4 protein-coding genes (1 of these 4 cut by a window edge) are annotated in these 25,820 nt (G+C 47.1%); all 4 read left to right on the top strand.

Going from position 1 to position 25,820, the window contains the following annotated elements; translation table 11 throughout:
• Position 1 precedes the first annotated feature (1 nt).
• Tightly spaced (each overlapping or abutting the next), the 4 genes in view from ACQ5DJ_RS19470 to ACQ5DJ_RS19455 form a layout consistent with a single transcriptional unit that may run on beyond the window.
• Entirely contained in the window at positions 2 to 7,873 is a 7,872-nt protein-coding gene (locus ACQ5DJ_RS19470; protein ID WP_429843908.1) for an SDR family NAD(P)-dependent oxidoreductase, read from the top strand.
• Positions 7,870 to 14,739: a beta-ketoacyl synthase N-terminal-like domain-containing protein gene (locus ACQ5DJ_RS19465; RefSeq protein ID WP_429843907.1), complete on the top strand. Its 6,870-nt coding sequence runs from the start codon at positions 7,870 to 7,872 to the stop codon at positions 14,737 to 14,739. The genes ACQ5DJ_RS19470 and ACQ5DJ_RS19465 overlap by 4 nt, the downstream gene beginning before the upstream one ends.
• Positions 14,736 to 19,772, top strand: coding sequence for an SDR family NAD(P)-dependent oxidoreductase (locus ACQ5DJ_RS19460; RefSeq protein WP_429843906.1), 5,037 nt, complete (start codon positions 14,736 to 14,738; stop codon positions 19,770 to 19,772). The genes ACQ5DJ_RS19465 and ACQ5DJ_RS19460 overlap by 4 nt, the downstream gene beginning before the upstream one ends.
• Positions 19,769 to 25,820 carry the beginning of an amino acid adenylation domain-containing protein gene (locus tag ACQ5DJ_RS19455; protein WP_429843905.1) on the top strand. Its footprint extends 15,431 nt past the window's final position, so the window shows 6,052 of its 21,483 coding nt (coding positions 1–6,052); it begins with the start codon at positions 19,769 to 19,771; its stop codon lies beyond the right edge, outside the window. The genes ACQ5DJ_RS19460 and ACQ5DJ_RS19455 overlap by 4 nt, the downstream gene beginning before the upstream one ends.

Genomic DNA, 25,820 nt, shown 5'->3' with positions numbered 1-25,820 from the left:
CATGGCTCAACTGTTAGATACTCCTGTGGAAACCCTGAATTTCGATAAAAGTTTCATAGAATTGGGCATTCATTCTGTGCTAGCGGTCGAATTAATAGAAGCAATCAATGCCGACTTGGGGATTCATCTTGGCGTAGAAGTTATTTTTGATTATACAGAGGTGGGTGAGCTGGCTGAGTATATCTCTCTGCAATTTGCAACAGAGGTGGCAGCAGAGGACAGCGAATTCTTGCCTACTGTTTTAGCAAATGAAATTCGCCACTCGGATATCGCGATCATCGGAATTGCAGGCAGATTTGCTGGCTCGGATTCAGTGGAAGAGTTCTGGGAGCATCTTGCGTCTGGCGACAGTTGTATCGAGGAAATATCGCGCAGTGGTTGGGAAGCAGATCAATATTACGGCGGGCTTCTCAAGGACATTGATCAATTTGATGCAGCCTTTTTCAATATTTCGCCTGACGAAGCAAAAAGTATGGACCCTCAACAACGGTTGTTCCTGCAAGAATCCTATAAAGCCTTTGAAGATAGCGGATACTCGGTGGAACAGTTATCCGGGAGAAAAGTAGGCGTGTTTGTCGGGGGACGTTCTTCAGACTACAAAGAGAAATCCGTGTTGGCCGAAGGTGTCTCTTCCCAAACGATGCTAGGCAATGAAATGTCGATGTTAGGGGCAAGACTCTCCTATTTTTTAAATCTCAAGGGACCGAGTCTTGCTGTTGATACAGCGTGTTCCTCTGCCTTGGTAGCCATTCATTTAGCCTGCGACAGTCTTCGCAGAGGAGAAACCGAAATGGCTCTTGCAGGCGGAGTGGCGATTCACAGCTCCCCTGAATTTTTTGTGATGTCCTCCAAAATGGGCGTGATCTCACCCGATGGGACATGCAACACCTTTGACGATCATGCGAATGGAATGGTGTTTGGAGAAGGAGTGGGAGCGGTTGTACTGAAGCCAGTTGCGAAAGCAATGGAAGATGGCGATCATATTTATGCGATCATCAAAGGCTCGACTGTAAATCAGACTGGAAAGTCAAACGGTATTACCGCACCGAGCATGCTTGCCCAAAAAGAATTGATTGTGGATGCCTATGAAAATGCAGGGGTTGACCCGGAGACGATCAGTTATATCGAAACGCATGGGACAGGAACGCAACTGGGTGACCCTATTGAAGTGAAGGCATTGATGGAAGCATTTCGTACGTTTACCGATAAAGAACAATTTTGCGCGATTGGCTCACATAAGCCGAACATCGGTCATACCACGATGGCATCGGGACTGGCAAGTCTGTTTAAAGTGGTCATGGCGATGAAATATAAGAAGATCGCTCCGACGATCAGCGTCAAGGAAGTCAATAAGCATATCAAATTGAGCGGAAGTCCCTTTTTCATCAATACTGAGCTCATCGAATGGAATACCAGTGAAGCGACTCCGCGAAGAGCAGGAGTGAGCGCTTTAGGATCGAACGGAACCAATTGTCATCTGATTCTGGAAGAAGCACCGACGGTACACCCTCACTCAAGCAATCAGCAAGCAGGAGCTTATTACTTGTTCCCATTTTCAGCCAAGAGCGAGTCAGCTCTCACGCAAAAAATGGATGAAATGTCCCAATGGTTAGCAAGAGAAGCGGGACGCTTTCACGAACAAGATATTTCCTTTACCTTGTTCACCGGAAGAAGTCATTTTTCGCACCGTTGCGTGTTTATTGCCAAGGACGTAGATGAATTGCGGCAAAAAATCGCGGAAGTAAAAGAAACGGGAACAACTGCTGACTATTTTGTCCATGATGAAACGGATTCTGTGCGGCTAGAAAAGAGCTTGAAAGAATTCGGAGAAAAAGTAATGGCAGAAGTAGCAGAGAACAGCTCGTTCACCACGCTTGCCGATTTATTCGTAAAAGGATACAAGCTGGATTGGAGTTCCTTTTATAAAAACGGAAAATACACCCGGGTGCCTCTGCCAGCCTATCCATTTAGAGGGGAACGCTATTGGCTGCCCAAAACCGCGAGACAAGATCGCTTGCCCAATACCCACCCTGAATTGTGGAAGGAGATGGACGAGCTTCTCTGCAAACTGTTATGGGGGCAAATGCAATCCATCGGTTGGTTTACGAACAAGAGTGTGAATGTCGCCGACCTCAAGGCAAAAACAGGCATCCATCACCGTTATGAAAAATGGGTGGAAGAAAGTATAGCGATGTTAACACGTCATGGCTACCTCGATGGCTTTGATGGAGAGCAATGCATGGTGGTTGATCCGACTTTGATCGAGGTAGAAGCTGTATGGGAAGAATGGGATCGACGTAAGGTGGCATGGCGAGAAGATGCCAATCTGGAAGTGCGGATCAGATTGCTGGAAGCAACGATGAAATCTCTGCCGCACATTGTAACAGGCAAGCGACTTGCTACGGATGTCATGTTTCCAGGCTCTTCTATGGAATTGGTACAACATATTTATAAAAATAACCCGGTGGCAGATCACTACAATGAAGTGCTAGCGGAGACAGTTGCGACCTATGTGGAAGAACGCTTGAAAAAAGATCCTTCTGCAAAAATTCGCATCATAGAGATTGGTGCGGGGACAGGCGGAACGAGCACGTTTGTCTTTGAAAAGCTGAAGCCTTATCAGCAGGTTATTGAAGAATATTGCTATACCGACATCTCCAAAGCATTTTTGATGTTCGCGCAAAAGGAATATGGACCGCACGTTCCGTATCTGACCTATCAAATTTTTAATGTGGAAGCGCCTTTTGCTGAGCAAGGTGTTCGAGAGGGCTATTACGATCTGGTGATTGCGGCTAATGTGTTGCATGCCACCAAAGATATTCGTAAAACCCTGCGCCATACCAAAGCTGTTTTACGAGAAAACGGTTTGGTTCTTTTGAATGAGATTAGTAGTAATTCCTTGTTCCTTCATCTGACTTTTGGTCTTTTGGAGGGTTGGTGGCTGTCTGAGGATACGGATGTACGTATTCCTGGCTCTCCTGCCTTAACTCCGACATGCTGGCAAACAGTACTGGAAAAGGAAGGATTTCACGCGATCTCTTTTCCAGCGCGGAAAGCTCATGATCTGGGACAACAGATTGTCCTTGGAAAAAGTGATGGCGTCCTTCACCCTGATATTCGCATCGGTACGACTGTTTCACCTATCGCGCGAGAGACTGTCCATCAGGAAAAAGCAGAAGGGAAAGTCTCTTCGCAGCCAGCATCCCAAAGCATTCCAAGCCAGTCTGTGGTGACCGAGCAGACGGTGATGGATTATGTGAAGGATATGATTATGGAAGAGCTGGTCACCGCATTGGAAGTCGATGTCGATTCGATCGATGTGGATGACGCTTTCAGAGATTATGGATTGGATTCCATCCTTGGCGTTCGATTGGTTCAAGAGATCAATCAAGCCTTGATGATTGAAATAGAGACGACGATTCTTTTTGATTACAGTACAGTCAATCAACTTGCCAGCTATATTTTGTCTGAGTACAAAGAGGTCATTGCTCATGCGCTGGGGCAGAAAGTCAATCTATCCGAGCAGAGGGATGACTCCGTCTCTGCTATTCAGCCCGAGCCATTCATTCAAGCAGCTCGTATGCCTTTAGAGGAAAAAGGGAGCGTGTCAGAAAAAGCTTCGTTCCTCACTGAACCCATTGCGATTATTGGAATGAGCGGTACGTTTGCTTCATCTGGCAACGCTGATGACTTATGGGATCACTTGGTGAACGGTTCGGATTTACTTGCGAAAGTGACTCGTTGGGATTTATCAGCGTACGGATTAGACGAGGCAGAAGGCTATCAATACGGCGGGCTTGTAGAAAATATTGACTTGTTTGATCCGCTTTTTTTCAACATCTCTGGTCTGGAAGCTGACTATATGGACCCGCAGCAACGCTTCTTTTTGGAGGAGTCTTGGAAGGCGTTGGAGGATGCTGGCTATGCAGGTCAAGGCGTGCAAGGAATCCAATGCGGCGTCTACGCAGGATGTGCCAAAGGTGATTACGATCGTCTCGTGGGAGAGAATCCTCCTGCCCAAGCCTTTTGGGGCAATATGGAGTCCATTGTGCCTGCTCGGGTTGCTTATCATTTGGACTTGCAGGGACCTGCCGTCACGATTGATACTGCGTGCTCCAGTTCCTTGGTGGCGATTCATATGGCGTGCCAAGCTTTGCGTACAGGTGAGGTTGACATGGCATTGGCAGGTGGTGTCTTCATTCAATCTACGCCGGGATTTTATTTGTCTGCCAAGCGAGCAGGTATGCTGTCACCGACAGGGCGCTGCCATACGTTTGATGAGCGTGCAGATGGCTTTGCGACGGGGGAAGGCGCTGGTGTCGTTGTACTGAAACGTCTCTCGGAAGCGGTCGCTTGCGGTGACCATATTTACGGTGTCATTCGTGGCTCGGGAATCAATCAGGATGGGACGACGAATGGGATTACTGCACCGAGTGCGAAATCTCAGGAGCGTTTGGAACGCAATGTTTACAATACATTCGACATCCATCCTGAGCAAATTACGATGGTCGAGGCTCATGGAACAGGAACCAAGCTGGGAGATCCGATTGAGTATCAAGCGCTCACTCGCGCTTTTCGGGCATATACGGATAAAAAAGAATATTGTGCGATTGGATCGATCAAGACGAATATTGGTCATACCCAAATCGCAGCAGGCGTTGCAGGTGTCATCAAAATCCTTTTGTCATTGAAACACAAACAAATAGCGCCATCCCTGCATTTTGAAGAAGGGAACGCCAACATTAAGTTTGCAGACAGCCCGTTTTATGTCAATACAAGCCTGAAGGAATGGTCAGTGGAGCCGCAAGCCAAACGTTGTGCGGCGATCAGTTCCTTTGGAGCCAGTGGTACAAATGCGCATATGGTAATCGAAGAGGCGCCTCAGGTAGAGCGGAATCATGCGAAAAAGCCGGGCTATTTGATGGTGTTGTCGGCGCGCACTTTTGAACAGCTACGCCAGCAGGTTGCCCAATTGCTTTCGTTTTGTGAAAAAGCACCGGAGACGGATTGTGGAAATATCAGCTATACGTTGTTAGTAGGCAGAAAGCATTTCCATCACCGATTCTCTTGCATCGTTCAGCATACAGCCGAGCTTGTCCAGCTTTTGAAAAAGTGGCTGGAAACAGGAAAGGCATCTCAGGCTTTTGTTTCCGAGTTAAATGAAAAAGACCATCGCGAACAAACCGCATTGAAACGTTACGGAAATCAAAGCATCGAGAATTTGCATGTGACGAGTCAGGTGGGCGAATATTTGGAACAGTTGTCTGTGATCGCGGAATTGTTTGTGCAGGGATATGGATTGGAATATGACAAGCTGTTTGCAAACGATCTGTATTCTCGTATTTCACTTCCCACGTATCCTTTTGCCAAGGAACGTCATTGGGTACTTGAGAGTGAAACAATAGCAAATGCAAGGGTTGCAGTAAAAAACAACACAGCGTCCGTGATCCATCCCATGCTCCATCAGAACACTTCCACTTTCTCCGAGCAACGGTTTAGCTCCACCTTTACGGGAGAAGAGTTTTTCTTGGCGGATCACGTAGTCAAAGGGCAGCGGGTGTTACCGGGAGTTGCCTATCTTGAGATGGCAAGAACCGCGATGGAGCACGCTGTAGGAGAGAGAGTCCACGGGGATACGGTGATGAAACTACAAAATGTCGTATGGGCTCGTCCGATCGTTGTAGACGATCAGCCTGTTCAGGTACATACGGGTCTCGTTCTCGAAGAAGATGGTGAGGTCTCCTACCAAATCTATAGCGAGGCAGATGGCAATGATGCTGAGATCGTGGTACACAGTCAAGGAAATGCTGTGCTTAGTCCGCTTTCGGAATTGCAAATGCTTGATTTGCCCGTTTTGCAAGAGCAGTGCAACGAGCATGTGATTTCATCCGAGGAATTCTATGAGTTCTTCAGAGCGATTCAGATTGATTATGGATTCGGACATAAAGGAATCGACAAGGTATATGTCGGGCCTGGACAAGTCTTGGCAAAGCTGATTTTACCGTTGTCGGTCACCGGCTCAAAGGATCAGTTTGTCTTGCATCCTAGCTTGATGGATTCAGCATTGCAGGCCTCTGTGGAATTGACGCTCTCTTCCCGCCGCGTAATGTCGGCGGATCGTATGGCAAAGCGAAAGCCAGTGATGCCTTTTGCTCTGGAGGAGATTGAAATTATCAGCCCGTGCACTTCTGAGATGTGGGCATACGTGCGCTACAGCGACGGGAGCCAAGCGGGGGATAAGGTAGAAAAATACGATATCGATCTATGTGACGACACAGGAACGATTTGTGTACGAATGAAGGGATTCACATCTCGGGTACTGGAAAGGGACATCCAAACAGATCGGACAGCTACGAAAGCACCAGTTGAGGCCTCTAACGAATCGCTGATTGGAACGATGCTGCTCAGTCCTGTATGGGAAGAGGTTGCGATGGACCGTGGTTCGGAAACGCCACTTGCAAGCGATCAGATTCTGATTGTTTGTGCAGATGACGAGAACCGAAGCCTTGTTCAACAACGCTATCCTCGGGCAGCTGTTATGGAGATTACGCCCGCAGAAAGTATGGATGAAATAGCGGTGAAGCTGGAGCAGATTGGTTCGATTGATCATATCATCTGGATTGCGCCGTGGATTGATTTGGAATACCTAGCAGAAGAGGCACTCATCATCGAGCAGGAGCGCGGTGTATTTCATATGTTTCGCTTGTTAAAAGCCCTGCTCAAGCTAGGCTACGATACAAGGGAGCTAGGATGGAGTCTCGTAACCTTCCAGACCCAACCGATTCATCAAAACGATGTGGTCAACCCTATCCATGCCAGTCTTTTCGGATTAGTCGGATCGATGGCAAAAGAATACACAAACTGGCGTATCCGCCTTGTTGATCTGGAAGCTGATCGTGCTTGGCCAATGGAAGAGGTTTTCACCCTTTTGCCAGATGCTGAGGGGAATGCAACGGTTTATCGCGGAGGGAATTGGTATCGTCAGGAATTAATTCCATTACGCCAACCGCAATGGGAACAGGCTTCCTACAGGCAGGGGGGAGTCTATGTTGTGATTGGAGGTGCTGGCGGTATTGGCGAAGTCTGGAGCGAATACATGATCAGCACGTATCAAGCGCAAATCATCTGGATTGGGCGCCGAGAAAAGAATGCAGAAATCCAAGCCAAAGTGGATCGACTTGCCAAGCTCGGACCTGCACCTGTCTATATTGCGGCGGATGCGACGAATCGCAAGTCCTTGTATTTTGCCTATGAAGAGATCAAAAAGCGATACAAACAAGTGAACGGAGTCATTCATTCCGCGATTGTCCTGCTAGATAAAAGCCTCGCGAATATGGACGAAGAGCGCTTCCGTGCCGGACTTTCGGCAAAGGTAGATGTAAGCGTGCGGATTGCGCAAGTATTTGATCGGGAGCCGTTGGATTTTGTCATGTTCTTCTCATCGATCAACTCATTTACCAAGTCGCCTGGGCAAAGCAATTATGCGTCAGGTTGTACGTTTAAAGATATATTCGCGCACCAGCTTTCATTGCATAGCCTCAGTGCAGTGAAGGTGATGAATTGGGGATACTGGGCGAACGTAGGCATTGTTGCCACCAAGGATTATCAGGAGAGGATGGCACAGGCAGGGTTAGGCTCCATTGAACCTAGCGAAGCGATGATGGCCTTGGAAAACCTGCTTGCTGGACCGATGAATCAAGTCGCGTTGGTGAAAACAACGAAATCACAGGCCATGCTTACGATAAATCCGGATAAATCGATCCACATCTATCCAGAAAAACTGGAATCCCACATCGAAAGTGTCAAGAAGGATATGCCCAAACTAGAGTTTTCGTCTCAGCGCAGACAATCTGAAATGGAGGCTTATAAATGAATACAATGGATAAGCTTCTCAGTGAACTACTCTATGGTCAATTACAGTCAATCGGGATGTTCACTGTAAAAAAACAGACAATAGCAGAACTCAAAGCCAAATTGCATGATAGGTATGGCAAATGGCTGGAAGAAAGCATAGCCGTTCTCGTGCAAAACCATTATCTTGTGTACGATGGAGAGTCAATCATCGCAAACGATACCACGCCTATCAATCTCGATACAGCATGGGAAAAATGGGAGGAAGAAAAAACAGCATGGCTCAACGACCCGAATAGTAAAGCTCAGGCGATTCTGGTAGAGGCAACCATGCGTGTACTGCCAGAGATTTTACTAGGAAAGATTCCAGCTACAGAGATCATGTTCCCTAATTCCTCGATGGAGTTGGTGGAAGGGATTTATAAACACAACGAGGTTGCGGACTACTTTAACGAAGTGCTCGCCAATACGATTGTCACTTATGTGAAGCAGCGTACGGAGCAAGATGCTTCTGCACGGATTCGAATTTTGGAAATCGGGGCGGGTACAGGTGGAACCAGTGCGATCGTACTGCCAAGGCTGAAACCATTTCAGAAGCAAATCGAGGAATATTGTTATACCGATGTTTCGCAAGCCTTTTTACTACATGCCGAAAAAGAGTACGGAGCAGAAAACCCATATCTCACATATCGGATTTTTAACGTGGAAAAGCCTGTTGAGGATCAGGGAATTCCTACGGACACTTATGATCTGGTGATTGCCACAAACGTATTGCATGCGACAAAAAATATTAGCCAAACCTTGCTCCATGCGAAAACAGCTTTACAGAAAAATGGCTTGCTGATTCTGAATGAGTTAACGAGCAACACCTTGTTTGCTCACTTGACGTTTGGGCTGCTGGATGGTTGGTGGCGCTATGATGATCCAGAATGGCGTATTCCTGGATGCCCTTTGTTAACGGTTGAAACATGGCAAAAGATGTTGAAGAAGGTAGGATACCGATCGGTTTTCTTGCCAGCAGAAGAGCAGTTGGAATTATGCCAACAGATTATTGTTGCAGAAAGCGATGGGGTTATTCGTCGCAACAGCCAACCGAAGCAGTCGGCAGTTGCAGTTGCCTATCCGACTGTAAAAAAGCAAACTGCAAAGATGAAGGAGAAGCCACTCAAAAAACAAGTGCCTGTACGCACATCACCAGTGAAAAAATCAGGCAGAGTCACTGAGGAATTGCTTCGCGAAAAAAGTACGGCTTATATCAAAAGGCTAATTGGCGAAACACTTAGAATACCGACGCAACAGATTCAATCATCAGCCCCATTAGAGCAATATGGGATTGATTCGATTCTGGTTGTGCAGTTGACCAATTCTCTTCGCAAAGATTTTGCGAATATGAGCAGTACGATATTTTTCGAGTATCAAACGATTGATGCCTTGGTAGAGTATCTCATAGAGACGCAAAAGGAAGTGTTAATCAAGGTAATAGGATTAGAAGCACAAGAAGCAGTTGACGAAACATATCAGAGCGAGATAGAGAATGAGGAAATGACCGTCGCTGCTTCAACGGAATACACCGATCTTCCTGTGAGAAAAGCGAGACGCTTTTTATCCGTTCGAGAGCAAGAAAGCAAGGAAACCATTTCGCCTTCATCTGTGGTGCGGGATGTGGCGATCATCGGTCTTTCCGGGCGTTATCCGCAGGCGAAAAATGTGGATGAATTCTGGAATCGTTTAAAAGAGGGGAAAAACTGCATTTCGGAAATCCCTGAGGATCGCTGGGATTGGAAGAACTATTTTGACGAAGAAAAAGGCAAAAAGGAATCTATGTATTCAAAATGGGGCGGATTTATCGATGATATGGATAAATTTGATCCCTTATTTTTTCAAATCTCTCCAAAAGAAGCCGAGGAGATGGACCCGCAGGAACGGTTATTTTTACAAGAAGCCTATGCGAGTATCGAGGACGCTGGATATACGCCTACCACTCTGTGTGAAAGTAGAAAAGTAGGCGTTTTTGTCGGCGTGATGAACGGCAATTACCCGACGGGATCCACTTATTGGTCGATCGCGAATCGACTCTCTTATCTATTAAACTTTCAAGGTCCGAGTGTGGCAGTAGATACCGCTTGCTCTGCTTCTCTCACAGCGATTCATTTCGCCTTGGAAAGCTTGTATAGCGGTACAAGCGAGTGTGCAATCGCAGGGGGAGTCAATCTCATTGTCGATCCCGTCCACTATATGAAATTGTCAGCTTTGACGATGCTCTCTCCTACGGATCAATGCAAGTCCTTCGGCGATCAAGCGGATGGCTTTGTGGATGGAGAGGGTGTGGGAGCTATCGTCTTGAAGCCTTTGGATAAGGCGATAGCCGACGGTGACCATATTTACGGAGTCATCAAAGGAAGTATGATGAACGCCGGTGGGAAAACGAATGGCTATACCGTTCCGAATCCGCAGGCACAGGCGCAATTAGTGGCAGATGCCTTACAACGTGCCAACGTACATGCAAGAACGGTTAGTTATCTGGAAGCACACGGAACAGGGACGGAACTGGGAGACCCGATCGAGGTTGCTGGACTTACTCGCGCCTTTGAAAAAGACACCCGGGACAAGCAGTTCTGTGCATTGGGATCAGCAAAGTCAAATATTGGACATTGCGAAAGTGCGGCAGGGATTGCAGGCGTAACGAAAATATTATTGCAGCTGAAGCACGCACAATTAGCGCCATCCTTACATTCCAGCACGCTCAATCCCAATATTGATTTTACTAAGACTCCGTTTGTGGTTCAGCAAGAGTTGGCGGAATGGAAACGACCGATCGTTGAGATCAATGGCACAATCAATGAATATCCACGAATTGCAGGGATTTCCTCGTTTGGTGCGGGGGGAAGCAATGCCCATGTGATTATTGAAGAATATATTCCGGAAGAGCAACAGCAATCGAGTATAAAAATCACACCGCAGAGCCCGGCCATTCTTGTTTTGTCAGCAAAGAATGCAGAGAGGCTGTATGAGAATGCACAGCAGTTGTTAGCTTTTATCCAAGAACACTCCTTATCTGATGCGAACTTAGCCGACATGGCGTACACGCTTCAGGTAGGACGTGTAGCGATGGAAGAGCGTCTTGCTGTCCTTGCTGGCTCTGTGAAGGAGCTGCAACAAAAACTAACAGCTTATGTAGAAGGGCAAGAGCATATTGATGATTTGTATCGTGGTCAGGTAAACCGAAATCAGGAAATGCTGGATATTTTGACGTCCGATGATGAATGGGAAGAAACGATTGCGAGATGGATGGAACGCGGTAAATACAGCAAGCTTCTCGACCTGTGGGTGAAGGGCTTACCTATTAATTGGAATCAGCTTTATCAGGAAGAGCAACCCAGTCGTATCAGTTTGCCGACGTATCCTTTTGCCAAGGAATCTTATTGGATCGAAGCCAAGTCTGTTAGTAGTAGCGCAGGGGTGGGCTCGATTCACCCTTTCTTGCATCAAAATACATCCGATTTCATGGAACAGCGGTTTAGCTCTACGTTTACGGGACAGGAGTTTTTCCTGAGTGACCATGTTATCAAGGGACAACGTGTCTTGCCAAGTGCGGCTTATCTGGAGATGGCACGGGCAGCGATACAGCTGGCGACGGGAGGTTTGAGTTCGGAGCAAGAACAGGAAGGGCTTCGTTTCAGAAATGTGGTCTGGACTCAACCTTTGGCTGTTGGGTCAGAGCCCGTTCAGGCACATATCGAATTGTATCCTGAGGCGAATGGTGAGATTGTTTTTGAAATTTTCAGCGATAGCATACAAGACCAGGATCAAAGAGCGGAGATTGTACACAGTCAGGGAAGTGCCGTGTTGTGTTCGATTCCAGATATTCTACCTATCGATCTCACCGCCTTGCGGGAACAGTGCAACCTCAGCACACTCAGCGCGGAACAATGCTATGAGACTTTCAAAAAGATGGGAGTCAACTATGGGCTTGCCCATCGTGGGATAGAGCAAATATTGATCGGTCAGGGGCAGGTGCTGGCGAAGCTGTCTCTGCCTTCTTCCGTGATGAAGACCCAAGGACAATTTGGTCTGCATCCGAGTCTGCTCGATGCAGCTCTACAGGCGTCGCTTGGCTTGATGATGGCAACCAGTGACTTGGCGCTGATCCTTCCCTTTGCTCTTGAGGAATTGGAGATCGTAGGTGCTTGCTCCGCTTCCATGTGGGCACTCATTCGTTATAGTGAGGGCAGTAGCGCTGGAGATAAAGTGGAGAAATTTGATATCGACATGTGTAACGAGGACGGCAATGTCTGTGTGCGGATGAAGGGCTTTTCTACGCGCAAGATCGCAGGTGAATCTGCCGGATCAGGAGTAGAAGCGTCAAAAGCTTCCGTTACTCTCAAAGAGGAGAAGGCCTTGGGTTCCTCCTCTCAAATGGAACAGGCAACCCATTATTTTAAAAAGCTGCTTTCCTCCGTCATCAAATTGCCAGCAACGAAAATGGAAGCAGACGCCTCGCTGGAAACATACGGTGTCGATTCTATTGTGGCTATACAGATGACCAAGGAGTTGGAAAAGAGATTTGGTTCGTTGCCAAAAACGTTATTTTTTGAATACCAAACGATTAAAGAATTAACGGGATACTTCATTGAAAATTACCGTGAAATCCTGATGCGCATCCTGGGGATAGGGGAAAATGCGGAAGTCTCCCTCACGCAAGAGCCAGAAGCAACGATTGTGGACGAGAGGATCGCACAGACAGAGCGCAGGAGCAAAAAACGCAAGTCTCAACGATTCGCGTCCCTGCGCATGGAAACCCAACGAGCAAAAGGAGCGTTGGACATTGCCATTATTGGTATTTCTGGACGCTATCCGCAAGCTTGGAATGTACAAGACTTTTGGAAAAATCTGCGCGACGGCAAGGATTGTATTACCGAAATCCCAAAAGACCGTTGGGATCACAGTCTGTACTTTGATGAAGCGAAGGACAAGGCCGGTAAGTCGTATTCCAAATGGGGCGGCTTCATAGACGGAGTCGATCAGTTTGATCCGCTGTTCTTCCATATTTCCCCACGGGAAGCAGAGCTGATGGACCCACAGGAGCGGTTATTTTTACAGTGTGTCTATGAAACGATAGAGGATGCAGGGTATACGCGCGATGCTCTTGGCAAGCACGATGGTTTGGGAGGCAATGTAGGGGTTTACGTAGGAGTTATGTACGAGGAATATCAGCTCTATGCGTCCGCTGAACAGGCGTTGGGCAGAGCGCTTACGATTGCGGGAAGTCCAGCTTCCATTGCTAACCGCGTCTCCTATTTTTGCAATTTCCACGGTCCGAGCATGGCGGTCGATACGATGTGTTCTTCTTCGTTGACGGGAATTCATTTAGCGTGTCATAGCTTGCAACGCGGTGAATGTGAGGTTGCGATCGCAGGTGGTGTGAATGTTTCTATTCATCCAAACAAATATCTGTATTTGTCGCAGGGCAAGTTCGCTTCCAGCAAAGGACGATGCGAAAGCTTTGGGGAGGGCGGCGACGGATATGTACCTGGCGAAGGTGTCGGAGCGGTATTGCTCAAACCGCTGACAAGAGCCATCGCTGATGGAGACCACATCTATGGTGTGATCAAAGGAAGCGCCATTAATCATGGTGGAAAAACAAACGGTTACACGGTTCCCAATCCACATTCTCAATCAAAAGTGATTCGCCGGGCTTTTGAAGAAGCAGGAATTCACCCGCGAACAGTCAGCTATATAGAGGCACACGGTACAGGGACTTCCTTGGGGGACCCGATTGAAATTGCCGGATTAACAAAGACCTTTCAGGAATTCACCAAGGAGAATCAGTTCTGCGCGATTGGTTCGTCCAAGTCAAATATCGGGCATGCTGAGAGTGCGGCAGGGATAGCAGGGTTGACCAAGATATTGCTGCAAATGAAATACAAGAGGCTAGTTCCGTCCCTTCATTCCCGCACACTGAATCCGAACATTGATTTCAGCGAGACTCCATTTGTCGTGCAGCAAGAGCTGACGGAATGGAAGCGACCGGTAATTGAAATCAATGGGGTAACGAGAGAATATGCAAGGATTGCGGGGATATCCTCCTTTGGGGCGGGAGGGGCAAATGCTCATCTCGTCATGGAAGAATACATCGAAGAGGAACACGGCCCACCATTCAGCATCTCGGCAAAAAATCCAGCTGTCATCGTATTGTCAGCGAAGAATAAAGACCGTCTGCGGGAGCAGGTGCAGCGTTTGTTGTCTGCTATTCAGGAGCAAGTACTGACGGACAACGATCTGGCAGACATTGCCTACACGCTCCAAGTAGGACGTGAGGCGATGGAAGAACGGTTCGCTGTGATCGTCAAGTCGATCTCCGAGTTGGAAGCAAAGCTAACGGGTTATCTGGAAGAGGAGGATGATAGACAAGACCTGTTCATGGGTCAGGTAAAGCGGAATAAAGAAACGATGGATGTTTTCGCCGCAGATGAAGATTTACAACAGGCAATCGATACATGGATCGCAAAAGGGAAATACGCAAAGATTTTGCAGATGTGGGTACAAGGACTGATTTTTGACTGGAACAAACTCTACGGGGATACGAAGCCTCGCCGAATCAGCTTACCTGCTTATCCTTTTGCACGAGAGCGCTATTGGCTGCCAAAGATGGATTCACAAGCAACTAGTTTCACCGCAGGAGCGCTGACTACCCTGCATCCCATGCTGCATCAAAATACGTCGACACTTTCGGAACAACGGCACAGCTCGACTTTTACAGGGCAGGAGTTTTTCCTTAGCGATCATGTCGTGAAGGGACAAAAGGTCTTGCCTGGGGTAGCTTATCTGGAGATGGCACGAGTGGCTGTGGATTTGGCAGCAGGTGTCGATCGGATAACCAGTCAGTGATTCAATTGAAAAACATCGTGTGGGCGAAACCGGTTATCGTGGAAGATGCACCGATCCAGGTACACACAGGACTATACCCGGAAGAGAATGGTGAAATCGCTTTTGAAATCTACAGTCAGTCCAGGGAAGCTCAGGAGAATCTAGTAGTACATAGCCAGGGAAGAGCAGTACTACGATCAGCTATGGAAGCGCCAACGCTCGACCTTTCTGCCATTCAAGCACAGTGCACAGAGAGTAGTTATAGCTTTAGCCAATGTTACGAAACGTTCAATGAGATAGGACTGGAATACGGACCATCACACCAAGGAATTGAGAAGCTGTTTGTCGGGTCAGACCAAGTGCTGGCGAAGCTGATCTTGCCTTCCTCTGTTACGGGTACAGCAGGAAAATTTGTCCTCCATCCGAGTATCATGGACGCCGCATTACAGGCATCGCTTGGTTTCATGATGGGCACGACCGACTTTCAGCCGTCCTTGCCTTTTGCCTTGGAGCAATTGAACATTTACAGTGCTTCTACAGCTGCTGTATGGGCTTTGGTTCGATACAGTGACGGCAATGCAGCTACCCAAAAAGTGCAGAAGCTCGACATTGATTTGTGTGATGTGCAAGGCAAGATTTGTGTAAGCATGAAGGGATTCACAACGAGGAGCCTCGAAGTTGAAAAAGCTGCCGGAGAGTCAGATAAAATCACGAGTACATTGATGCTGCAGCCTGCTTGGATCGAAAAAGCCATTCCTAAGGAAGCCAAAGCTCCTGAATATGAACAGTATGTGGTGATGCTCTGCGAACCAGGGGAGATTACTTGGGAAAGCATTTCCTCTCAGCTAAACGGTGCAAGATTCCTAGTGTTGCAATCCGGTCAGCAAGGCATAGCGGAACGATTCCAAACGTATGCAGTTCAAGTTTTCGAAGAAATAAAAGCCCTTCTTCAAGCAAAACCAAAGGGGAAGGTGCTGATTCAGATTGTTGCTCCTCTCCGATCGGAACAAAGACTGTTCGCTGGAATCGCTGGTCTGTTGAAAACGGTACAGATCGAAAACCCGAAAGTAATCGGACAGCTGATCGAAATCGATGCAACAGAAGATTCAGCGGGATTGGCGGAGAAGCTGAGAGCAAACAGCTTATGCCCAACAGATAGCCATATCCGCTATCAGTTAGGGAAACGATACATGGCAGAATGGAATGAGGTTGCAGCTCCACAGCATGAAGTAAGCATGCCATGGAAAGACAACGGAATCTATCTGATTACGGGCGGAGCAGGTGGCTTGGGACTTATTTTTGCCGAAGAAATGGCGAAGAAAGCCCGTGGTATCACCTTGATTCTGACAGGACGCTCTGCGCTGACTGAGGGGAAGCAAGCAAAGCTTCGTAAGCTTGCGGACAACGGAACCAGAGTCGAATATCGCCAAGTGGATGTCACGCAGAAACAGGCAGTAGAAGATTTGGTCCAAGGCATTCGATCCGAGTTTGGCGATCTTCACGGCATCATTCACAGTGCGGGCGTGACTCGCGACAACTTTATCCTGAAGAAAACCAAAGAAGAAGTACAAGCAGTTCTCGCGCCAAAGGTTGCGGGACTCGTTCATTTAGATGAAGCAACGAAGGGGCTTAATCTGGATTTCTTTGTGCTCTTTTCTTCAGCGGCTGGAAGCTTAGGCAATATGGGCCAAGCAGATTATGCGACTGCCAACGCCTTTATGGATTCCTACTCTGTTTACCGTAACGAACAGATCGCGTTAGGCGAACGGCAGGGTCAGACTATCTCCATCAATTGGCCTCTGTGGAAAGAGGGCGGAATGCAGGTAGACGAAGAGACAGAAAAGAGATTGTGGGACGACCTTGGCATGGTTGCTATGCAGACGGCTTCGGGTATCAACTGCTTGTATCGGGGGTTAGCTTCGGGACAAGATCAGTTGATGGTCATGGAAGGCGATCCTGTACGAATGAAGCAAAGGCTGATGGGGAGCGCTGTGACCTCGTCGACACCAACAGCTCATTCGAACAGCTTGCAAAGCGAAGTTCAAGCGTCTTTGCTGAAAATAGTTGCTGATTTGCTCAAGGTTGATAGAGCGGATATTGATATCCACGCTGAGCTCCATGAGTATGGCTTTGACCAGATGAAGCTGACCGAATTTACCAACAAGCTGAATCAATTCTATGAGCTTGAACTTACTTCAACTGTATTGGTAGAGTACCCGACGCTTTTTGCTGTCTCGCAACATTTGATGGATGCCTACCCGAATCGGTTCATCCAACAGTTCCAACCGGCAGAGAGCGCAAATACCTCTGCAAAAACGGAGAACGAACAGCCTGTTTCCGTTGGACAACAAGATGTGCTTCGGGCAAAAGTAAGGGAGTATCTGAAAAAGGAAATTTCTGCCGTTATCAAGCTCCCAACTTATAAAATCGATGAGGATGCTCCGCTGGAGAAATACGGGATCGACTCGGTTATGGCGATGCAATTGACCAATCAATTGGAAAAAGCATTCGGCTCGCTGTCGAAAACGTTACTCTATGAATATCAAAACATAGAGGATTTGGCAGGCTATCTTTTTGCTCATCATCAAGACAAATTCATCGAAATCATGGGGGATGGGAAAACAGCAGAGACAAGAACAGCAGAGAATGTCGCTAATGTACTTGCTCCTACTGACTCCATAACAGAACATCGTCGTCGTTTCTCACGGTATGTGACGCGAGAGCAGGCAAATAAACAAACAACATCTGATCTAGACATTGCCATTATTGGTGTTTCGGGTCGTTATCCGCAGGCTGCCAATATACAAGAGTTCTGGAACAATTTGCGGGACGGCAAGGATTGTATAACAGAGATTCCGCAAGAGCGCTGGGATCACAGCTTGTATTTTGACGAGGTCCGGAACCGACAAGGAAAAGCATATAGCAAATGGGGCGGCTTCATAGACGGTGTCGATCAATTTGATCCGCTGTTCTTCCATATTTCTCCACGGGAAGCGGAAATGATGGACCCTCAAGAACGGCTTTTCCTGGAAACCGTGTGGAATCTGCTCGAAGATGCAGGGCACACGCGAGAGATGTTACATCGTCAATATGATAATAGGGTCGGCGTCTATGTAGGGGCGATGTATCAGCCGTATCACGCATTTGATACGGATTTGGAAACGGACTCTATCATTTCCCTGACTTCCTACCATTCGATTGCCAATCGAGTCTCTTACTTCTTTAATCTGCAAGGTCCGAGTATGGCGATTGATACAGCGTGTTCTTCATCTGCTATTGCCATTTATCATGCCTGCGAAAGCTTGATAAAGGGAGAAAGCTCGCTTGCTATCGCAGGGGGCGTGAATGTTTCGATCCATCCTAAGAAATACCTAGGCTTAAGTCAGGCACAAATGATTGGAAGCCACTCAGACAGCAGAAGCTTTGGAGATGGAGACGGATATTTACCAGCAGAAGGCGTAGGGGCTGTACTATTGAAGCCTTTAGCCAAAGCGATGGAAGATGGAGATTCCATCTTAGCCGTTATTAAATCAGCCGCGACTAATCATGGCGGACGTACCAATGGATTTTCGGTGCCGAATCCCCAGGCACAAGCGCAGTTGATGGAAGATAATTTTGCTAGAGCAGGCATTGATCCACGGACGATCAGTTATGTCGAAGCCGCCGCTAATGGCTCGCTGTTGGGAGATCCGATTGAGTTGAAGGCGTTAGCAAATGCTTTTTCGAAGCAGACGGATGATACTCAGTTTTGTGCGATTGGGTCGGTGAAATCGAATATCGGACACGCCGAAGCAGCTTCTGGTATTTCTCAGTTGACAAAGGTGATCTTGCAGCTACAGCATCAGGAGTTGGTTCCCTCTATAAAAGTGGAGCCATTGAACCCGCATGTCAATTTTGCAGAAACGCCTTTTTATCTGCAAAAAGATCGACAAAAGTGGGAGCGACCCGTGGTGAGAATCAATGGGGAAGAACGAGAGGTTCCACGCCGGGCGACGATCAGTTCGTTTGGAGCAGGCGGGTCAAATGCTCATTTGATTCTCGAAGAATATATACCGCCGCAGACAGAGATGAAATCGATTACTTCTGCCACTCCACCTCAGATCGTGGTTTTCTCGGCAAAAAATGCAGAGCGATTGCGAGCCGTTGCCCAGCAGATGCTTGTATTTGCCAAGCAACAAGCGTTTTCCTTGGCGGATTTTGCCTATACGCTTCAAGTGAAACGAGAAGCCATGGAATGCAGGTTGGCTATGGTGGTTCAAGATCGAGAGGATTTGATCCAAGGATTATCGGCGTATTTGGAAGCGGTCGAACAAGGCAGTGAGCCAACTGTATTGATTCCTATCTATACAGGAGATCTCGAAGAAGACCAGGCAGGAGTGAGAAATCTTCTTTCAGGCAACGTAGGAGATACGGTGTTGCAGGTTCTTTTAGCAGAAAATAATCTGGAAAAGCTTGCGCTTCATTGGACGCAGGGAGGTAAAATCCCTTGGAAATCCTTGTATCCACAAGAGCGTCGCATGCTATCTCTGCCTACCTATCCTTTTGCCAGAGAACGCTATTGGCTCCCCACTTCCGAGGGTGAGGAGGAGCAGCTTGGAACGGAAACGATCCGTCAACCTATGGAAAAAGCGACGTTAGCGATTGATATCAACCCGGACAGCCCAACAGAGGAAACCATTCAGCGGGATATGGCACAATTTCTCTCACGGGAGTTACACCTTTCGGAAGGGCAAATCAAGCTAAACAAATATTTCTTGGACTATGGCATGGATTCGATCATGGTTACCAAGCTGATTCGTCATTTAGAGCAGCGCTGGAATATCAAAATCAAAGGGCGGGACGTGCTGGAGAACCCGACGATGAAGTCTTTAGCTCATCTACTTGCATTAAAAATAAGAGAGCTGAGTCATAAAGAGATTGCTTCCACTACCGATTTAGAAACAACGTCCCAGATTCGCAGTGAACGGACAGAGAATCTGTTGCAAAAATTCAAAGAAGGCCTGCTAAGTCTAGAAGAAATCGAACAGGTAATCGACAAAGGAGGGATGCTATGATGCGACGGGAAATCCTCATGGCTTACAAAGAAGGTAAGCTGTCTGCTGCGGAAGTCCAAGAGAAGCTTCTGGAGCTGGAAAACCCATCGTTTACAAGTCCTCTGTCCGTCGGGCAGCAAGGATTGTGGATGTTGCAAAAAATGTCTCCTACGATGAGTGCTTACAATGTTCCGTTATGCTTTTGCATCCGTCAGAAATTAGACGTAGCGTTATGGAAACAAGCTTGCTACCTTGTGCTAAAAAAGCATCCGATTTTACAGAGTTCGATTATGGAAGACCATGGTGTTCCGTACCTACTTCAACGCCTGGAGCAATCGCTTCCAATTGAGCAGGAGGACATCTCACACTTAACGTCTCAGGATGTATTGCCGTATCTCAGGCAAAAAGTTAAAGAACCCTTTTCATTGGAGAAGGGTTCTTTACTTCGCATTCATCTATTGTCGCGTTCGGAAAAAGAGCATTTTGTCCTGATTACGACTCATCATATGATCTTTGACGGACATTCCTCCTTGTTATTACTACAAGCATTGGTCCATACCTATATCGAGTTGGTTGAAGGAAAGCAGCCAAAAGTAACACCGAATTCAACCAATAACGCCGACTTCGTAAAGTGGGAACAGGACATGATGGCGAGCGCGGAAGGTGGGGAACATCGTTCTTACTGGCTGGAGCAATTGTCAGGGACGCTTCCACAACTGGAGCTTCCTGCCGATCGCCCGCGTTCTTCTGCACCAAGCTTTGAGGGGCAGGTTTTTACGCACGTATTTTCAAGAGAGTTGAGTCAACATGTGAAGAAGCTCTCCAAGCATTACCGCATGAACGCATCTGTTCTCTTGTTAGGGATTTTTAAAGCCTTATTGTATCGCTATACAGGTCAAACAGATGTGATTGTCGGCATGCCTACGATGGGACGCCCAGAAGAAAGATTCGATTCTCTGATCGGTTATTTTGTCAATATGATCCCCATTCGCAGTCAGGTAACGGGGGAAAAGTCTTTCTCCCAGTTCATTCGGGAATTGCAGCTGACGCTGATTGACGGGATGGATCACGCTGTATATCCTTTTCCAGCGATGGTTCGAGAGGCAAATATTCCTCGACTTCATGGGAATTCACCTGTATTCGATATCATCTTTACGTACCAAAATTTCCTGCAATCGCAAAACTTGCAGCGATTTTATGATGAATGTCAAAACAAGCTTGCCATCGAATTGATGGAGGGTGTTCATCAAGAGGGCGAGTATGAATTTGAGTTAGAGGTGTTTGAGCAGGAAGCCGAGTTTGTATTGAATCTGAAATACAATCCACATGTATTTGACCAAGCGACGATACAGCGGATGGCAGAGCATTATCACAATATCGCAAACGAAGTCATCCAAAATCCTGACATCGCTTTGGATGAGATACCACTTATTTCTGTTGAAGAACGAAACATGCTGCTCGTTGAGTGGAATGCGACGGAAGCGGCATTCCCACAGGCTTTATGCATCCATGATTTGTTCGAGAAGCGAGTCCAACAAACGCCGGATGCCGTGGCTGTTGTTTATGAAAATCAGTCGTTGACCTACCGTGAACTGGATGAACAAATTACCAAGCTGGCGATCTATTTGCAGACCGAGGGAGCAGGTCCTGAAGCTACAGTAGGGATTTGTGTCGAACGCTCTTTGGAAATGGTCATCGGCATTTTAGGAACTCTGAAAGCTGGCGCAGCTTATGTTCCATTGGACCCAACCTATTCCACAGAGCGGTTGGCATTCATGGTGGAAGACAGTAAGAGCCGTTTGGTGCTTACCCAAGCTCGCCTTTGGGACAAGGTATCTTCAGCGGAAGGAGGAAATGCGAAATGCTTCGTGTTAGACAAGGATTGGGAAGAGGTTGAGCAGACAGCCCAGCGACAAAAAACGCTCAACCGGGTAGTCAACCCAACCAATCTAGCTTATGTGATTTATACATCAGGAAGCACAGGGAAACCCAAAGGGGTCATGGTGAGTCATGAAAGTATCATCAATACCCTCTTTTTCCTTGAATCCCGTTATCCCGTCATGGAAAACGATGTTTATTTGCTCAAAACCAACTATGTGTTTGATGTTTCTTTGTCCGAGCTGTTTGGATGGTTCATCGGTAGAGGACGTCTAGTCATTCTTCCGCCACATGGGGAGAAGTCTCCAGAAATGATAGCCGAATCTATCGTGAAGCATCGCGTGACGCATGTCAATTTTGTTCCAGCGATGCTGAATGCTTTCGTCAACGGCGTTGGAGAGAATCAGCCATTCCTACAGCATTGTCCGCTAAAATATGTGATGGTTGCGGGTGAAGCCTTTCCAAAAGAGTTGGTGAAAAAGACGGTTGCTACTTTTCAAAAGGCAAAGATTGAAAATATTTACGGACCAACAGAAGCCTCTATTTATGCGGCATGGTTCTCCTGCTCCGAAAATGAATTGGTCAGCAGCAATACACCGATTGGTAGACCTGTCGCAAATACGCAACTGTACATCGTTGATCGCCACATGAATCCCGTGCCAGTTGGTGTTCCAGGAGAGCTTTGTATCGCAGGAAAAGGTTTGGCTCGCGGCTATTTGAATCGCCCAGAGCTTACCGCAGAGAAGTTTGTAGATAACCCCTTTACATCGGGAACCAAGTTGTACAAAACAGGTGATTTAACACGTTGGCTCCCTGATGGAACGATTGAGTATTTAGGCCGAATCGATCATCAAGTAAAAATTCGAGGTTTTCGAATTGAATTGGGTGAGATCGAGAGCCAACTAATGGCTCATCCACAGATTCAAAGCGTTGTTGTGTTGGTGAAAGAAGAGGGAGATCATAAGCGGTTGGTTGCTTATTATGTTCCGAAAGCAGGTGCGAACCATGAACGGCTTGAGCCCTCCAAATTACGGGATTATTTGAGAAAGAATTTGCCAGAGTATATGCTCCCGGCATTTTTTGTTTCCATGGATAAAATCCCGTTAACCGCTAATGGAAAAGTGGATCGCACAGAGCTTCTGAATCAAAAGCTTATGGTAACACAGGCGAAGAAGCAGAGCCGGCCGCAATCTGATATTGAACAAAGGACTTTAGAAATTTGGCAGGATGCCCTGAATGTAGAGGGGATCAGCACAGAAGACGGCTTTTTCGATGTGGGTGGAGACTCAATTCTCGCTACCATGGTTGTAGCCAAAATGACGGAAGAGTTTCAGTGCGATCTAAATGTGACCACGCTGTTTAAGTACGTCAATATTAGAGAAATCAGCGAGTATATCGCAACAAGGAAAGAGAATGGATCGGATGAGCAAATGGATTTTGTCAATCCAAAAGAGGCAACGGCGTATAGCGAAGGACAAGTGGAGGAGACTTATCCTGAATACTATGAGGATAGCATTGCGATTATTGGAATATCCTGCCACTTCCCAGGAGCGAAAAATCACAGAGAGTTTTGGGAGAATTTACGAAACGGTGTAGAAAGTGTACGTTTCTTCTCGGATGAGGAAATCGATCAATTACACCTGCCTGATGAATACTTACAGAATCCGAACTTTATTCCGGTCCAGTCCACCATCGAAGGAAAGGATCACTTTGATCCAGGATTCTTTCACCTTTCAGCTAGAGACGCAGAATTTATGGACCCGCAGTTTCGTCTGTTATTGACCCATTCCTGGAAGGCATTGGAGGATGCAGGGTATACACCGAAAAAGGTTCCGCAGACGGGTGTTTTTATGTCGGCGAGCAATAGTTATTATCAAGCACTCTTGCCGCATTTCACCAAGGAATCATCGAAAGTCATGAAGGACCCCAATGAATATGTCTCGTGGGTTTTGGCGCAGGGTGGAACCATACCAACGATGATTTCTCATAAAATGGGGCTGAAGGGACCGAGCTTTGCCGTCCACTCCAATTGTTCCTCCTCGCTGGTTGGATTACATCTGGCTTATCGCAGCCTGCAATCGGGAGAATCAAAGGTGGCTTTAGTAGGGGGCGCAACTATTTTCCCTACGACTTATACAGGGTATGTCTATCAAGCTGGATTGAACTTTTCCAGTAATGGTCACTGCAAGACGTTCGACGCGTCAGCAGACGGTATGATCGGTGGAGAAGGTGTCGGCGTGGTTGTCCTCAAAAAAGCTTCCGATGCGATCAAGGACGGCGATCATATTTATGCCCTCATGAGAGGAATTCGTATCAACAATGATGGAGCAGATAAAGTCGGATTTTATGCGCCAAGTATAAAAGGTCAGGCTGAGGTGATTCAGCAAGTATTAGATGACACCAAGGTTCATCCTGAAACAGTTAGCTATATCGAAGCGCATGGAACGGGCACTTATTTAGGAGATCCGATAGAATTTGCGGCGCTCAATGAAGTGTATACAAAATACACAACAAATAAACAGTACTGCGGACTTGGATCGGTGAAGACCAATATTGGACATCTTGATACAGCCGCAGGGTTAGCAGGTTGCATTAAAGTAGCATTAAGCCTATACCATAATGAGCTTCCTCCATCGCTAAACTATGAAAAGCCGAATCCGAATATCAATTTGGAACAGTCGCCGTTTTATGTGGTTGATACGCTCAAAAAATGGGAGGATGCGCCTGTTCCCCACAGAGCGGCGTTAAGTTCATTTGGTCTTGGTGGGACGAATGCTCATGCGATTTTTGAACAATGGAAGAATGGAGCAGAGGCTAAGCGTGTCAGCGTGGGTGAGGGTAACAACCAGCACGTTTATTTCGTGCCGTTATCCGCCAAAAACGATGATCGTGTCCTAGCGTATGCTCAGCAACTGGTTGATTTCCTTAGAGGAAATCTTGGACAAGTCCATCTAGCAGATTTGGCCTATACTCTCCAAGTGGGAAGAGAAGCGATGGAGAGCAGGGCTATTTTTATTGTCAAAAATACAGCAGAACTCATTCAAAAGCTGAGTGACTTTTTGAGTGGAGAGGGCCAATCAGCAGGTAGCTTTAGAGGAAACGTAAAACAAGCAAACCATAATCGTGAGCTGATTTCCAAGCTGTTTGCAGAAGGCAAAGGAGAAAAAGTAGCCGAGTTGTGGAGCAAGGGTCTGGATATCGAGTGGGAAGTCCTGTACAACGATGCAAAACCACGTCGCATCAGCCTCCCTACCTATCCTTTTGTTGAGGAGTCCTATGGGGTTCCTGAGATGGAGACGAAAACGAGCATGAATGTATATACGGAGTCGGGAGCTGCTTCTGTACAGATTTCGCCAATCTCTTCAGCAACTCCAACGACAGAAACGCTCCTTCTCCAACCGTGCTGGAACGAACAGGAGGTCAGTCAAAAGGCTGGTTCACCTGCTTTTGCAGAGCATCTCGTGATCCTTTGTGAATGGGCAGAGGAAATCAGAGAGCGTATCGAATCCGAAATGAACGGAGTGCGCTGCCTAGCCTTACAATCACAACAGAAAAGTATCGCAGAACGGTTCCATACCTACAGCGTCCAGATATTCACGGAAATCCAGCGAGTGCTTGCCAATAAACCAAAGGGAAAAGTTCTGCTTCAGCTCGTTGTACCTGACAAAGAGGAACAGCAATGCTTCTCCGCTCTCTCTGGTTTGCTGAAAACGGCTCAATTGGAGAATTCCAAGCTGATTGGACAGCTTATTGAAGTGGTGGCAGAGGTCAATCCAATAGAGTTGGTACAGAAGCTGCAACAAGACAGCAATGATGAGAAAAGTAAGCACATTCGCTATCAGGATGGCAAGCGCTGGGTGAGCGGCTGGACAGAAATGAAATCTTCTGGGCAAGCGGAGCATGTATGGAAAGAAGATGGGGTTTATCTGATTACGGGCGGTGCTGGCGGATTAGGCTTGATTTTTGCTAAGGAAATCGCCCAGCGAACGAAGGGAGCGACTGTAATTATCACGGGTCGTTCTCCCTTGGATGAAGAAAAGGCAGCCAAATGTAAGGAATGGAAAGCACTAGGAGCCAATATTCAATATCGTCAGGCTGATATCACACAAAAGCAGGCGGTAGAGGACTTATTCCAAGCTATCAAGCAAGAGTGTGGTAGCCTCACTGGCATCATTCATGGTGCGGGAGTCA

The organism is Brevibacillus sp. FIR094 (assembly GCF_050477165.1).
Lineage (GTDB): Bacteria > Bacillota > Bacilli > Brevibacillales > Brevibacillaceae > Brevibacillus.
The sequence above is the reverse complement of the archived record's forward strand: the minus strand, read 5'-3'. Positions and strand labels throughout refer to the sequence as shown.

Coding starts and splice junctions, on each gene's coding strand:
- ACQ5DJ_RS19465 (WP_429843907.1), top strand. CDS start 7,870: ATGAATACAATGGATAAGCTTCTCAGTGAACTACTCTATGGTCAATTA.
- ACQ5DJ_RS19470 (WP_429843908.1), top strand. CDS start 2: ATGGCTCAACTGTTAGATACTCCTGTGGAAACCCTGAATTTCGATAAA.